At 73.6% G+C, this 13,999-nt stretch carries 8 protein-coding genes; 6 read left to right on the forward strand and 2 right to left on the reverse strand.

What is annotated here, in order from left to right:
• Nucleotides 1-20: 20 nt before the first annotated feature.
• Nucleotides 21-3,458: a hypothetical protein gene (locus tag OG552_RS15690; protein WP_329133361.1), complete on the reverse strand. Its 3,438-nt coding sequence runs from the start codon at nucleotides 3,456-3,458 to the stop codon at nucleotides 21-23.
• Between the two features lie 414 nt (nucleotides 3,459-3,872).
• Between OG552_RS15690 and OG552_RS15695 the strand changes: the two genes are divergently transcribed.
• Nucleotides 3,873-5,117 (forward strand): S8 family serine peptidase, encoded by a 1,245-nt coding sequence (locus tag OG552_RS15695; RefSeq protein WP_329133363.1) that lies wholly within the window; start codon nucleotides 3,873-3,875, stop codon nucleotides 5,115-5,117.
• Between the two features lie 35 nt (nucleotides 5,118-5,152).
• Here the strand turns inward: OG552_RS15695 and eccCa are convergent, their stop codons facing one another.
• Nucleotides 5,153-9,199: a type VII secretion protein EccCa gene (eccCa, locus tag OG552_RS15700; protein ID WP_329140846.1), complete on the reverse strand. Its 4,047-nt coding sequence runs from the start codon at nucleotides 9,197-9,199 to the stop codon at nucleotides 5,153-5,155.
• A 264-nt stretch (nucleotides 9,200-9,463) separates the two neighbouring features.
• Here eccCa and eccD point away from each other — a divergent pair, with 264 nt between their 5' ends.
• The 5 genes from eccD (at nucleotide 9,464) to OG552_RS15725 (ending at nucleotide 13,938) form a co-directional block, all read left to right on the forward strand.
• Nucleotides 9,464-10,888: a type VII secretion integral membrane protein EccD gene (gene eccD / locus OG552_RS15705; protein WP_329133365.1), complete on the forward strand. Its 1,425-nt coding sequence runs from the start codon at nucleotides 9,464-9,466 to the stop codon at nucleotides 10,886-10,888.
• Between the two features lie 6 nt (nucleotides 10,889-10,894).
• Nucleotides 10,895-12,412, forward strand: coding sequence for a type VII secretion protein EccB (eccB, locus tag OG552_RS15710; protein WP_329133367.1), 1,518 nt, complete (start codon nucleotides 10,895-10,897; stop codon nucleotides 12,410-12,412).
• A gap of 257 nt (nucleotides 12,413-12,669) precedes the next feature.
• A complete protein-coding gene (locus OG552_RS15715; RefSeq protein WP_329133369.1) occupies nucleotides 12,670-13,038 on the forward strand; it encodes a hypothetical protein in 369 nt (122 codons plus the stop codon).
• A gap of 48 nt (nucleotides 13,039-13,086) precedes the next feature.
• A complete protein-coding gene (locus tag OG552_RS15720; protein ID WP_329133371.1) occupies nucleotides 13,087-13,398 on the forward strand; it encodes a WXG100 family type VII secretion target in 312 nt (103 codons plus the stop codon).
• Nucleotides 13,399-13,512: 114 nt separating this feature from the next.
• Nucleotides 13,513-13,938 carry a type VII secretion system-associated protein gene (locus OG552_RS15725; RefSeq protein WP_329133373.1) on the forward strand — a complete coding sequence of 142 codons (426 nt, stop codon included), beginning with the start codon at nucleotides 13,513-13,515 and terminating at the stop codon, nucleotides 13,936-13,938.
• The last annotated feature ends 61 nt before the right edge of the window (nucleotides 13,939-13,999 follow it).

Consider the following 13,999-nt stretch of genomic DNA (forward strand, 5'->3'; position numbering starts at 1 on the left):
GAGCGGGAGTTGCGCTGGGACTACGGGGTGGTGCTGCCCGGGACGGGCGTTTCCGGTACGCCCAGCACGCCGAGTGGTCCGGCGCACCTTTCGGGCGCTTGATGGGCCGAACCCACCGCGGCGGGCTGGTCCTTGATGGCTTGGAGCCGCTTGAGCGCGGCTGTGTCGGCGTCGTCCAGTTGACCCGGTGTTGCCGCCGACGACGGCGCGGATTCCGGGAGTTCACGCAGCAGGATCACGGTCGCACCGGACCGGCTGTCGACGGCCAGCAGGCGGAAACGGGTACCGGGGGCGAACAGCACCTCGTCGGGATGCGGGGCGGTGTCGCCGCCGGCCGCGGTTTCGGCGTCGCCGAGCAGCGAACTGGCCCGGCGGCCGGTCATCGACCAGATCAGGTAGTGGTCGGCGGCCACGGTCGGGTAGCCCTTGTCGACGGCGACCCCGCTCACGGGCAGGGCCTCGCCCAACTCCTCTCCTGGCAGCAGGAGTTCGGCGGCCTCACCGAGTACGCCGCCGGCCGGGCGGACCGCCGCGCCGCGGTAAGACGGGAGGCGCCGCAGCCCGGAGGCGAGGCAGGCGAGGACCGGTACGAGTTCGCTCCGGCCGCCGGCCAGCGACTCGCGCAGGTCGCGGTGGGTCTCGTCGTCCACCGCGGTCATGTAGGCGTGCAGCGCGGCGAGGTCGGCGGCGACCTCTTCGGGGTGTGCGCTGCTGCGCAGTGCGGGGACCCGGGTCAGCGCGCGGGTGACGGCCGCGCTGTGGTGGTCCCATCGCGGGCCCAAGTACGCGCGTACGGCGTCGCGTTCGGCGTCGGAGCTGTGGTGGCCGGGGGTGACGGGGACCCACGAGACGCCCCGCAGCAGCGGGGGCGCCGCCGACGGTTCCGCGGGCCCGGCCGGTGCCGCTCCTTCCCACGCCTCGGGCCCCGGGCCGCCGGAGGTGACCACGGCGGCGGGCGGGAGCTCGGGGAGTTCGGCGTCGTCGGGCTCCGGGGTGACCGGCTCCGGGCCGAGGCCGCCGGCCGCCGACACGGAGGGCACCGGCCGCGGGGGCTCGGGCAACTCCTCTTCCGCGGCGGGTATGCCGGCCTCGGACTCGGGCCCGGCCTGGGACCCGGACGGTCCGGCCGCCGTGGCTTCCTCGGCGGTGTCCTCGGCCGTGTCCTCGGCGGTGGCGGGTGCAGTGTCCTCGGCGGTGTCCTCGGCGGACGCCCCGGCAGTGTCCTCGGCGCCGTCCCCGGCGGCGTCCCGGCCGGGCGCTTCGGACGGGGGTACGGCAGCGGTTGCCGACGGCTCCTCTTCGCCCTCGGGCGCCTTCGGTCCGCTCAGCCCCGTGGGCGGGCTCGGTTCGGCAGGGCGCACGGGCGCTTCCGCTTCGTCCGGGGTCCGGGCGGGCGACGCCCACTCCCGTACCGGCCAGGCAGGCGAGCTCTCGGCCGCCCGCCCCCCGGACGTCGCCGCGGCCGGCGAACCTGCCGCTTCGGCCCCGGCACCGGACTTTTCCCCCGCGCTCTCGGCTTCCGGCCGGGTCGTACGCGCGCCGCCCGACTCGGTGACCGGCGGACGCGGAGTCCCGGGCGCGGTCGGCCGGCCCTCGCTGACCAGGGAACCGCTCCCGGCGTCCGAAGACCCACCGGACTCGGTGACCGATGACCGTACGCCGACCGGCGGCTCCGCCCCGACACTGCCGCCCGGCCCGGTGACCGACGGCCGTACACCCGCCGCAGAGCTGCTCCCGGCGGCCGGCGACCCGGCGTCCGAAGACCCACCGGACTCGGTGACCGACGACCGTACGCCCGCCGCAGAACCGCCCGCAGCTGCCGGCGGCTCCGCGGGCCGGCCGCCCGACTCGGTGACCGGCGGGCGCGGCGGCGCCGGATCGGGTGCGGCGGCCGGGGTCGTCCGGCGGGCCGGTTCGCCCGCGATCCTCAGGTCCGGCGCCGCCCCGGTGGCCACGGGCCGGGCAGGTGCGGCCGGACGCTCAGGGGCGCTCGCCTCCGCCGGGGGCCGTATCGCCGCGGGTGCGGGTGCGACCGGGTCGGGTACCGCCGACAGAGCCGCGGGCCCGGCCGGGGCGACCCCGACCCCCATCGCCCGCCAGCCGCGCGGCGAGACCGCCAGGCCGTGGTGGACCGCGAGCCGTCGCAGGGCCCGCAGCGCCTCAGGCGATGCCTCCCCGTGCACCTGGATCATCGTCCGCTCGCGTACGTCGTCCTGGAGCGCGGCGAAGAGGCGTTGCAGCGGCGGCAGCAGGGTGGCTTCGTCGAGGACCTCGTCGGGGTGGCCGAGGTCGATGGCCATCACGTCGGGCTCGACCGGGCGGCTCGCGGCCTCGTCCGGGATGCGGGTGGTGCGGGGGCCGATCCACAGGCCCGCGCGGGTGACCGCGACCTGCCAGTTGCGGTCGAGGAGCAGGGTGCCGGGTTCCGGGCCGGGGCGCAGGCCGCCGATCGGGGGGCGCCAACTGGCCAGGCGGGGAGCGGGAGTCGCGGGCATGCAGGTGACCGCCTCGACATACGGGCGCCAGGAGGGGTTGCCGTCGGCGTCGAGCAGCATCGTGCGCGGGGTGGCGCCGCGGGTGGGGTGGTCCCAGGGGGAGCCGGGGCGGGCGGCCCCGTCGTCCAGCAGGACCGGGAGTCCGTTGGCCACCTGGACCTCGATGCCGAGCAGGTCGGCGACTTCCTGGCCGGTGAGCAGCAGGTCGCGGCTGTCGCCGGGCAGGAGCCGCACGGTGCCGCGGACCTGGGCGGGCAGGGCCGCGACGACATCGGCGAGGGCGTCCGCCGGGACGGGCGGGGCGCCGGCCGCGCCGACCAGCAGGACCGGTCCCGCGGGGTCGACGGGCAGCGCGAAGCGGATCGCGTCCACGCCCTCGGGCGGTACGCCGGACGGCAGGATCAGCAGGCCGGCCGGGACGTGGTGGACCACGCAGCCCTCGGCGGTGTCCGCGGCGACCCGGTCAAGCGCGGTGTGCCAGCTGGGTTCGGGGTGGCGGGCGCCGAGTCGGCGCGGGAGCAGGCCGCGGGAGAAGTGCCACCAGGCGCCGGGGGCGCCGGGCAGGTCGGGGGCGAACAGGGTGCCGCCGGGCACCACCACGGCCGCACCGGCCGGGGCGAGGACGTCGAAGTCCCAGCGCTCGGTGATACGGCGGGCGGGGGCCGCCCGGTCGGGGAGTTCCAGGGCCCCGCCGGACATCACCAGCCGGAGCAGGCTGACCCCGGAGGTGGTCAACTCATCCAGGGTGGGGGCGAGTTCGTCGCAGAAGAGGTCGGGGTCGTCGAAGCCCGCGCCGACCAGCACGGTCGCCTGGCCGGTCACCGCGGCGGCGCCGATCAACGAGCCTGCCGCGTCGGCGAGTTGGTCCGGCAGCGGGCCGGGCGCGTGCACGACGTATACGGACCCGCCGCCGGAGACCTGGAGCGCGGCGGGGCTCTTCCGGCGCGTCGAGCGCGGGCTCACCGCGGGCCCCGCACTGAACCGGTGCAGCCAGGGCGCGGCACGGCAGCTTTGGCCGGGGCCCGGGAGGGCCACCGCACGGACACCGCTCGTGATCTCACCCGCGAAAAGATACCGTGTGGGAGTGATCAACGGCAGTGAAGTGTGTGACTTCTCCATTTCGTTGGCCGAACCGCTTTTGCAATACCGCTCCAATTCACCTGACGTATCGTCAGGCAAACGCATACTTCGGGACGTTGAACGAAAAACCAGTCGCGTCGGACATTTCGCCGGGATACGGTGAACGACCAGTGAATTTCGGCCGCTTGGCGCGTTCCCACTGCCTCCGGTTTCCCGGGAACCGGCCGGCCGGACGTACGATACTGGCCGTTCCCGCAGCCCCACTTCCGATGGCACGGCGGTACGGACGGAGACGGCATGGCGACCAGCGGCGACGGCCGAGGCAACCGGTGCGGGGCCCTGGCGGCCGGCTTGGCGCTGCTGTGCGCGGTGGGCGCCGCGGTGCCTGCGGTCCCGGCCGCGGCCGACGACGGTCCGACGCCCCTGCCCTCGACCGACGCGACCGCACCGGCCCTTCGGCTGCCGGTGATGCCGCCCTTCCTGGACCCGACGCAGTCCTCCTGCACCAAGCCGTCCAGCACGGTGATGAAGGCGGTGCCGTGGGCCCAGCAGAGTCTTGACCTCACCCGGGCACACCAGTTGACCAGCGGCGCGGGGGTCACGGTGGCGGTGATCGACACCGGAGTGTCCGCCGCCGCGCCCGCGTTGCGGGGACGTGTCACGGCGCCGGGCGCCGCGGGGCACGACTGCGTGGGGCACGGCACCTTCGTCGCCGGCATCATCGCGGCGGCGCCGGCCGCCGGCAGCGGTTTCAGCGGGGTGGCGCCGGCCGCACGGATCCTGGCGGTGCAGGGCGTGGGCGCGGACGGCAACCCCGACGAGGCGAAGGTGGCGGCGGGGATCCGGCACGCGACCGACGCCGGGGCGAAGGTGATCGACGTGTCACTGGCCTTCGCCACGCAGAGCCAGGCGCTGACCTCGGCGGTGGATTACGCGGCCGGGCACGATGTGCTGATCGTGGCCGCGGGGGTGCCGGACAACATCCGGGTGGACAGCGACACCGACCAGGGGCCTCCGCAGATCCCGTTCTGGCCGGCCACGCAGAGCGGGGTGCTCTCGGTGGTGGACATCGACATCAACGGCGGGCGGAGCACGGCGACGGTCGACCCGGCCCGCGCGGACCTCGCGGCCCCCGGGCAGGGGATCACCGGGATCGGCCCGGGCGGCCGGGGGCACTTCCTGGGCAACGGGCCCTCCATCGCGGCGGCGTTCACGGCGGGGGCCGCGGCGCTGGTACGGGCGTACGATCCCGCGCTGACCGCGCCCGAGGTGGCGACCCGGCTCACCACCGCCGCCTACCCGGCCCCGATCCCGCGGCTCGACCCGTACGCGGCGCTCTCCGCGGTCCTGCCGACCGACCCGGGCACCGGGGCGGTGCTCCCCGCCCAGCAGACCCATGTGATCAAGCTCGTCCTCAACGACGAGGACCCGACCCCCGCCCACCGCGCCTTCCTCATCCTCGCGGCCTCCCTCCTGGCCGCCCTCACGCTCACCGCCCTCGCCCTGCTCAACCGGCGCCGGCGCCGCAACCGCACCACCTGACGCGGGCCGGTCCGCCGGCCGGGACCAGGACCGCGTCAGAGGAGGTCCGGGACCCTGTCCTCCACGTCCTCCACGACCATCGCCGTCTGGATCTGGACCGTGCTGCGGCGGGTGATGTACATACCGCGGCCGGGCGGGAGCAGACGGGGCTTGGTGTTGTTGAAGAGGTAGCCCTCGGACGGGGGGCAGGACAGGAGCAGGCCGGGGGCGTTGACCTCCAGCAGGCGGCGGATCAGCGGGTCGTTGATGCCGCGCATCGCCCCCGCCGCCGCGCGGGAGACCACCATGTGGAAGCCCACCTCGTAGCCCAGCGGCAAGTGCTCCAGCAGGGGTTCGAAGGGATTGCGCATGGGGTTGGCGACGAGGTCGTAGTCGTCGATCAGGACGAACAGGCGGGGACCGCGCCACCAGTCGGCCAGCCGCATCCGCGCCGGGGTGATCTCCGGTCCGGGCGCACGGGTCTTGAGCGCGCGGGCGACCCCGTCGACCAGCTCCCTGAGCTGGTCGACCGAGACCGCGTGTCCCAGCCGGTACGGCTCGGGCACCGCCTCCACCAGTTCCCGCCGGAAGTCCACCACGAGGATGCGCGCCTCGGCGGGCGTGAACCGTTCGCTGATGTTCTTGGCGAACAGCCGCAGCAGATTCGTCTTGCCGCTCTCCGTGTCGCCGAAGGCCACCAGGTGCGGGGTCTCCGCGAAGTCGTGCCACGCGGCCCCGAGTTCCGTCTCCTCGACGCCGATCGGCATCCGGAAGCGGCGGGCCGTCTCCGCCTTGCCCGCGCCGGGCCTGACGCCGACCGCGCTGAGTTCGAGCCCGGGCAGTTCCCCGGCCGGCAGCATCGTCGGCAGCATCCGTACCGGCGGCGCCGCGGGCCCGGTCCAGCTCTCCGCCACTGCCGAGACCAAGTCGCTGACCCCGTCGGCCAGTTCCGTCGCGCTCTCGATCCCGTCGATGCGTGGCAGCGCCATCAGGAAGTGGAGTTTGCTGTCGATCGTCAGGCCGCGCCCGGGGATCCGCGGCACGCTCCCGGCCCGCCGGATGTCCACCATGGAGTCCAGCGGGTCGCCCATCCGCAGTTCGAGGCGGGTCGCGGACTGGTCGCGGATCTGGGAGGAGAGTTCCACCCAGCGATTGCTGGTGGTGATCAGGTGGATGCCGTAGCTGAGGCCGCGGGCGGCGAGCTGGTTGATCACCGGGACGTGGTCCTGGAAGTCCTGCCGGACGGTGGACCAGCCGTCGATGACCAGGAAGACGTCGCCGTGCGGCTCGTCGGTGAACTCCCCGGCCGCCCGCCGCCTGCGCAGCGTCGCCATGGAGTCGATGCCGTTGTCCAGGAAGAGCCGTTCGCGGCGGGCGAGCAGCGAGGTGATCTCGGCGAGGGTGCGGCCGATCCGCTCGTGGTCCAACCGGCCCGCCACCCCGCCGACATGAGGCAGCCCGGCCAGGCTGGAGAGCGTGCCGCCGCCGAAGTCCAGGCAGTAGAACTGCACTTCGCGCGGGGTGTGGGTGAGGCAGAGCGCCGCGATCAGGGTACGCACCACGGTGGACTTGCCGCTCTGCGGACCGCCGGCCACCGCAACGTGGCCGCCGGCGCCGGACAGGTCCACGGTGAGCAGGTCGCGCTGCTGCTCGAAGGGCCGGTCGATGATGCCGACCGGGACGGTGAGCTTGCCGCGCTGCGGCCAGTCCGCGGTGGTGAGCCCGTACTGCGGGTCGGGCGAGAGCGGCGGCAGCAGCCGGTCGAGGGTCGGCGGCAGGTCCAGCGGCGGCAGCCACACCTGGTGGGCGGGCGGGCCGGCGTCCCGCAGCCGGTCGATGGCCACCGACAGCAGCGAGTCGGCCCCCGCGTCCGGCTCGGACATCGCGGGGTCGCGGACCGGTTCGGGTTCCGGGTCGGGCGCGGGCTGCCGGGAAGCCACCCACTCCCCGGTCCAGGGCACGACCTGGCTGGCCACCTGCGCCTGGGCCAGGGCGCCGGACCGCTGCCGGTAGACGCCGGAGACGTAGGCGGCCCGGAAGCGGGTGAGGGCCTCGATACCGCTCTTGAGGAAGCCGCTGCCGGGCTGGGACGGGAGTTCGTAGGCGTCCGGCACGCCGAGCACGCCGCGGCTCTCCATCGCGGAGAAGGTCCGCAGGCCCACCCGGTAGGACAGGTGGCTCTCCAGCTGGTGCATGCGGCCTTCGTCCAGCCGCTGGGAGGCCAGCAGCAGATGCACGCCCAGCGACCGGCCGAGCCGGCCGATCATCACGAACAGGTCCATGAACTCGCGGTGGGCGGCGAGCAGTTCGCTGAACTCGTCGACGACCACGAAGAGGCTGGGCAGCGGGGCGAGCGGGGTGCCGGACGCGCGGGCCCGCTCGTACTCAAGCGCCGAGGTGTAGTTGCCCGCCGCCCGCAGCAGCTCCTGCCGGCGGATCAGTTCGCCGTGCAGGGCGTCCTGCATCCGGGAGACCAGCGCGGCCTCGTCGGCGAGGTTGGTGATCACCGCCGAGGTGTGCGGGAGTTCGTCCAGGCCGAGGAAGGTCGCGCCGCCCTTGAAGTCGACCAGGACGAAGTTGAGGGTCTCCGAGGAGTGGGTGAGCGCCAGGCCCAGGACGAGGGTGCGCAGCAGTTCGCTCTTGCCGGAGCCGGTGGCGCCGATCAGCATGCCGTGCGGGCCCATGCCGCCCTGCGCGGACTCCTTGATGTCGAGTTCGACCGGCCGGCCGTCGGCGCCCATCGCGATCGGCACCCGCAGCCGGCCCGCCTCGGAGGAGGCGCGGCGCTGCCAGTACACGTTCGGGTCGTGGCGGTGCAGGTCGGGGATGCCGAGCAGACTGGTGAGCTGGATGTCGGCGTCGAGCGGACGGGCGGTCTCGGCGCTGTCGCCGGTCCGCATCGGGGCGAGCAGCGCGGCCAGCGCGCGGGCGGCGGCCGGGCCGAGGGCGTCGGCGCGGCCGAGCGGGGTGACGGTCTCCTTGCGGTTGCGGTCGGTACGCACCAACCCCACGTCGCCGTCCTTGAGTTCGAGCCGCAGCACGGTACGCCCCGGCCGCCAGCTCAGTGCGCCGGACAGGTCGATGACCACGGTGTTCCGGAAGCCGGCCCGGTCGAAGCGGTGCCCGGAGGGCAGCTGGCCGCCGTCGATGACCACGACGGTGAACGGCTCGTCCTTGGCGGGGACCGCGGCCAGGTCGAACGCCGGGCGTTCGGTGAACTCCTCGCCGAGCAGGTCCTCCAGCTCGTTGGCGGTGCCGGTGATCAGCCGGGCCGGCCCCGCGCCGTCGGCCTCGTGCGGGTGCAGGGTGTGCGGCAGCCACTTGACCCAGTCCCACTCCGCGCGCCGCTCCGGTGCGACGCAGAAGGCGATCATCAGGTCCTGCGGGGCGTGCATGACGGCGAGCTGGGCGACCAGGGCGCGGGCGGCGGCGGCCACCTGCTCGCGGTCGCCGCGCAGCAGTACCCGGGCCCAGGTGCGCAGGAAGATCGCGATGGGCTGGTCGGGCACCGTGGAGTAGGCGTTGATGAAGGCGCGCAGCGCGTGCGCGGTCAGCGGGTCGAGGTCGTCGACCGGCTTGGCGGCGGTGGTGCTCAGCCGCAGTCCGAGCCGCTGGTCGCCGACGGCCAGCCGGACCTCGGCGAAGTCGTCGTCGGACGGGCGGCGTTCCCACAGCCGGGAAGTGCCGGCGAAGGACCACAGGGCACTCGGCTCGGGGTGCCGCCAGGCCAGCGCGCGCTGCTGGTCGGCCACCGCCCGCCGCACCCGGCGCCGTACGCCGCCGAGGTAGCGCAGATAGTCCCGGCGGGCGCCTTTGAGCTTGGTCTTCCGCTCGGTGCCGGAGCGCATCAACTGGCCCACCAGCATGGTGCCCATGGCGATCACCATCATGCCGACGACCAGATAGGTGATCGGGCTCGAAGCGGTGCCCGGCCGGGTGTAGAGCAGCACGATCGCACCGGACATCACCGCCATCGGCAGGTAGGTCATCAGCGCGTTGCCGCTGGTGGCGGGCTCCGACATCACCGGCGGTTCCTGGAGAGCCAGGTCACCTTCGGGCATGTCGGGGCCGTTGCGGCGGGCCGGCCGGCGGAAGAACACCACGCTCAACGGAAGTTCACCTCGGGACGTGTCAGGCGGAACAGCTGTGAACGCGGTACCCGCGGCGGCCGCTGTGACACCGCGTGCAGAGCGCGCGATCGCATCACACCACGGATCGGTGTCCTGTCAACACCGCGAGTGGAACGCCCCGTTGGCCGATTCTTAGCCCACTCGTCACAACCACGAGGTAAGTTGCGCATTCAATCGCACTGTGGGGCGGGAACCGAAGGACGACGGAAACGCGCGTAGCGGAAGGCCAGGCATCTGATGAGTGAAGGGTCGGTTGCGAGTCTGCCAGGGGCCGCTGGACTGTCCGGGCTGTGCCGGCTGACGGTACGGGCCCCGGCCACGACCCTCGATCTCGCGGTCCCGTCCGACATCCCGGTGGCCGACCTGCTGCCGGTCATCGTCGGGCACGCCGGGGACGAGCTGCCGGAAGCCGGTCTGGAACACGGCGGCTGGGCGCTGCAGCGCATCGGCGGTCCGCCGCTCGACCCCGAAGGCACCCCGCAGTCGCTGGAGTTGCGCGACGGCGAGGTGCTGCTGCTGCGGCCGCTCTCCGAGACGCTGCCGCCGGTGCGCTTCGACAACCTGGTGGACGGGGTGTCGTCCACCATCCGCGGCCTGCCGCACTCCTGGTCGCCCGCGGTGAGCCGCTGGTCGCTGCGGGCGGTGCTGCTCGCGGTGCTGACCGCGGCCCTGGTGCTGCTGGCGCTGTCCGGCGGCGACCGGCCGTCGCGGGCCGCGCTGGCCGCGGGCGCGGCGCTGCTGGCGCTTGCCGGGGCGGGCGCCGCCGCCCGGGTGCTGGACGACCTGCCGGGCGCGGTGCTGCTCGGCCTGGTCACCGGGCCGTTCGCCGCGCTGTGCGGGGCGCTCGCGGTGGGCGGGGCGGACGGCGCGACCGGCGCCCATCTGGTCGGTGCCCGCTGGCTCGCCGCCTCCGCCGCCTGGGGGATCGCGACCGCGCTGGCGCTGACGGTGGTGGCCGCCTACCCGGTGGCGTTCGTGCCGAGCATCGTGGTGGCGCTGGCCGGGGTGATCGGCTCGGTGCTGATGCTCGCGATGTCGGCGGGCCTGGACGAGGCCGGTGCGGCGGTCGCGGTGCCCGCGGTGATCTTCGGGGCGTTCGTACCGATGCTGTCGTTCTCGCTGTCCGGGCTGAAGCTGCCGCCGCTGCCCACCAACGCGGAGCAGCTGCAGGAGGGCATCGACCCGTACCCCAGCGAGGAGGTGACCGCCCGCACCAAGGCCACCGACCACTGGATGACCGGTCTGTACGCGGCGGTCGGGGTGATCTGCGCGGCCTGCCTGGCCGGGCTCGCCCACCAGCCGCGCACCCCGCAGCTGCTGGCCGGCGGGCTGCTGGCGCTGGTCCTGCTGCTGCACGGCCGGAACCTCGGCAATGCCTGGCAGCGGCTCGCGCTGGTCCTGCCGGGCGCGCTGGGCGCGGTGCTGCTGACCGTGTGCGCGGCCCGGCAGCACGGCGCGGACGGACAGTTCGGCGCGGTCGCGGCACTGCTCGCGGTCGGTGTCGGGGTGACCGTCGTGTCCTGGACGGTGCCGGGCCGGCGGCTGCTGCCGTACTGGGGCCGGGCCGGTGACCTGCTGCAGTCCGCGGCGGCCATCGGGCTGCTGCCGTCGGTGCTGTGGGTGCTGGACGTGTACGCGGACCTGCGCGGGATCAAGGGCTGAGCGGCCGTGCAGACCAGACGCGATCAGGTCCAGGCACACCGCTTCGTCGTCTCCCGGCTGACCACGGGACTGCTGCGCACCGATCCGGACGCCCCGGAGAGCCCGAACAGCCGCACCAACCGCGGGATGGTGCTCGGCAGTGCCCTCGGGGTGGTGGTCGCGGTGGGCTTCCTGGTGTTCGGCTTCATCTCGCCGGGCGGCTCGACCGCCTGGCAGGACCCGAAGACGCTGATCGTCGAATCGGGCACCGGCAACCGGTACTTGTACGACGGCACGCTGCGGCCGATCCGCAACTACTCCTCGGCCCGGCTGATCGTGGGCGCCGACCTCAAGCCCCGTACGGTGCCGGCGAAGTCGCTCAACGGCACGGTGCACGGCAGTGCGGTGGGCATCGACGGCGCGCCCGACGCGCTGCCGCCGGCCCGCGACCTGGACACCGGCCCGTGGGAGGTGTGCGCGTCGACCCGGGCCACCGAGACCGGGGGCAGCGCGCCGGCCACCTCCCTGGTGGTGGACGGCGACAAGCCCGGGGCCGGCCTCGGCGGCGGGCAGGCACTGCTGGTCAGCGGCCCGGACGGCACGTACTACCTGCTGTGGCACGGCAACCGCTTCAAGCTGGCGTCCGGCACCGCGACCGCCGACGCGCTCGGCTACGGCACCGTCACGCCGCTGCCGGTGTCCGCGCCGTTCCTGGACGCGCTGCCGGCCAGCACCGACCTGGCGCCGCCGGACATGCCCGGGCAGGGCGAGCCGGGCCCGGTGCTGGACGGCCGGCCGACCCGGGTGGGCCAGGTGTTCGCGGTGGAGGCGCCGGGCTCGGCGAAGCAGTACTACCTGCTCCAGCGGGCCGGCCTGGTCCCGATCAGCACCACGCAGGCGGCGCTGGCGCTCAGTGCTCCCGACGAGCGGTCGAAGTCGTATGCCGGTTCCCCGCCGGTCGCGGTGCCGATCGCCGCCGACGCGCTCAACGGCCGCCTGGTGCGCGGAACGTCCGGCGCCGACACCGCACTGCCGGCCACCCCGCCGACCGTGCTGCCCGTTTCCGACGGACAGGCTGCCTGTATACGACTGGACACCAGCGGTGCCGGCACGGACGGCGACGCATCCTCGGACGGCGGTCTGATCAGCATCGCGCTGATGCCCGCGGCCGATGTCATCGACCCGGCGTCCGCCACCGCGAAGGCCCCGGCGTCGCCCGCGTGCCTGCCGGTGGACGCGGTGGTGGTGCCGCCGGACGGCGGCAGCCTGGTCCGGGCGCTCGACGCGGGCGGCACCCCGGTCGGCGCCACCACGTATCTGGTCACCGACGCCGGGGTGAAGTACCTGATCCCGTCCGCGACCGCGGCGAAGGCGCTCGGTTACGACCTCGACGCCGCCCGCGGCCTGCCCTCGCCGCTGCTGGCGATGGTCCCGACCGGGCCGGACCTCTCACCTGCGAACGCCGTACAGGGCCGGGCCGACAGCACCGGGACCCCCGGCTGCTCGTCCCCGGCCGCCCCGACTGCCGCTCTCCCGAAAAGTTGAGTACAGATGGTTCTCATTTCGCGGAAATCTCCCGGCAGCATTCTCACTTCGGTCGGCACATCCGTACCGACCGGAACTGATACACCGTCACATTTGTTCCCTTGCGAGCGCGTTGACAGCGGACTTACGCTGACGCGCGATTGCAATTCGAGCGCGTCACCAACCGTTGTCCCCCCGGTACGGAGTCGGCGCCCACCGGCGCTGCGTACCGGACGGCACGGGACCGGTGCCGCCTGCATTTGGGGAAGGACATCGGTATGAGCACCCCGTCAGGCAATCTTCAGCAGTCATCGACCGCCACCTATGCCACCGCGGTTCAGTATCTGGAGGGCGCCCGTTCCCAGATGGCCGCGGTCCAGGGACAGGTCGCCGACGCGGCAGCCACCCTGAGCGCCCACTACCAGGGCCCCGACGGTCACGCCTACGCGCAGGTGATGGCGAACTGGTCGGCCGAGGTCGACCGGATCAAGGCGACCTGTGAGGCGATGGAGAACCAGCTCGACAACAGCCTCATGGCATCCAACAAGACCCAGAGCGACAACTCCGGCGCGGTGCAGCAGGCCGGCCACCTGTCGATCAGTCACGGCTCGGTCTCCGACGGCGTCTACTCCAGCCTGACCAGCTGAGGCTTCCACAGCAGACCACCCCCCACCCCCTCGAGATCTGGAGTTCCCATGTCCGCCGAGGACGGCATCTACATCGATCACGGCCAGGCACTGACCTTCTCCCAGGAGATGCAGGACCAGACGAAGCGCATCGCGTCGATCGTCAGTGAACTGCAGAGCAACCTCGCCACCATCGTCGGCTCCTGGCTCGGCCCGGACCGCGACATCTACTACAACAAGGTCCAGCCGGCCTGGAACTCCGAGGTCTCGGCGCTCAGCACGATCCTGAGCAGCCACGCCCAGACGCTGGACGGCATCTCGGACAACTACAAGCAGACCGTCTACCGCAACGCGCAGGGCTTCGAAGAGATCAAGTTCTGACCGTCGCCCGCACCACCGCGGCCGAGGCCCCGCCCCGCGAGCAGCTCCCGGGGCGGGCCCTCGGCCGCACCCCCCGCGTTCCACCAGGCTCCCCCAGCGAGGAGGCAACCCGGCATGGCCGATCTGACGAAGCTCGACGCGGACGCCCTGCACGCGTTCATCAACAACGACGTGACCACCTTCATCAACGACCTGGTCGCGATCCGCAAGGCCGGGCAGACCCCGCCGGCGCTCTACGACTACAGCACCTCCCCGCACCCGGTCGTGATGGGCCAGATGGGGGGCGACGACGCCACCGGCGGCAAGGCGGTGATCGCCAACGCGCAGGCCGCCGCCAAGGCCATCGACCAGGTGTTCAACAAGCACAAGAGCGCCATGGACGATCTCAAGCGCGAGCTGGAGAACGTCATCACCACCATGCTGAAGACCCAGGGCGACAGCCTGGCCACCGTCGACGGCCAGAAGTTCCTGACCGCGATCAAGGACTACGACTTCGACCTCAGCGGCAGCTCCCAGCAGGGCCCCCCGGCGACCACCTGAGCCGGTCCCGGACCCTGTCGCCACCTGCACTCCCTGAGCACACCACCGGAGGGCGCCCGCC

This window comes from Streptomyces sp. NBC_01476, from assembly GCF_036227265.1.
Classification (GTDB): domain Bacteria; phylum Actinomycetota; class Actinomycetes; order Streptomycetales; family Streptomycetaceae; genus Actinacidiphila.

Bases quoted from the DNA above. Each gene is read 5' to 3' on its own strand.
- OG552_RS15695 (WP_329133363.1), top strand. From the start codon at position 3,873: ATGGCGACCAGCGGCGACGGCCGAGGCAACCGGTGCGGGGCCCTGGCG.
- eccD (WP_329133365.1), top strand. From the start codon at position 9,464: ATGAGTGAAGGGTCGGTTGCGAGTCTGCCAGGGGCCGCTGGACTGTCC.
- OG552_RS15715 (WP_329133369.1), top strand. From the start codon at position 12,670: ATGAGCACCCCGTCAGGCAATCTTCAGCAGTCATCGACCGCCACCTAT.
- OG552_RS15720 (WP_329133371.1), top strand. From the start codon at position 13,087: ATGTCCGCCGAGGACGGCATCTACATCGATCACGGCCAGGCACTGACC.
- OG552_RS15725 (WP_329133373.1), top strand. From the start codon at position 13,513: ATGGCCGATCTGACGAAGCTCGACGCGGACGCCCTGCACGCGTTCATC.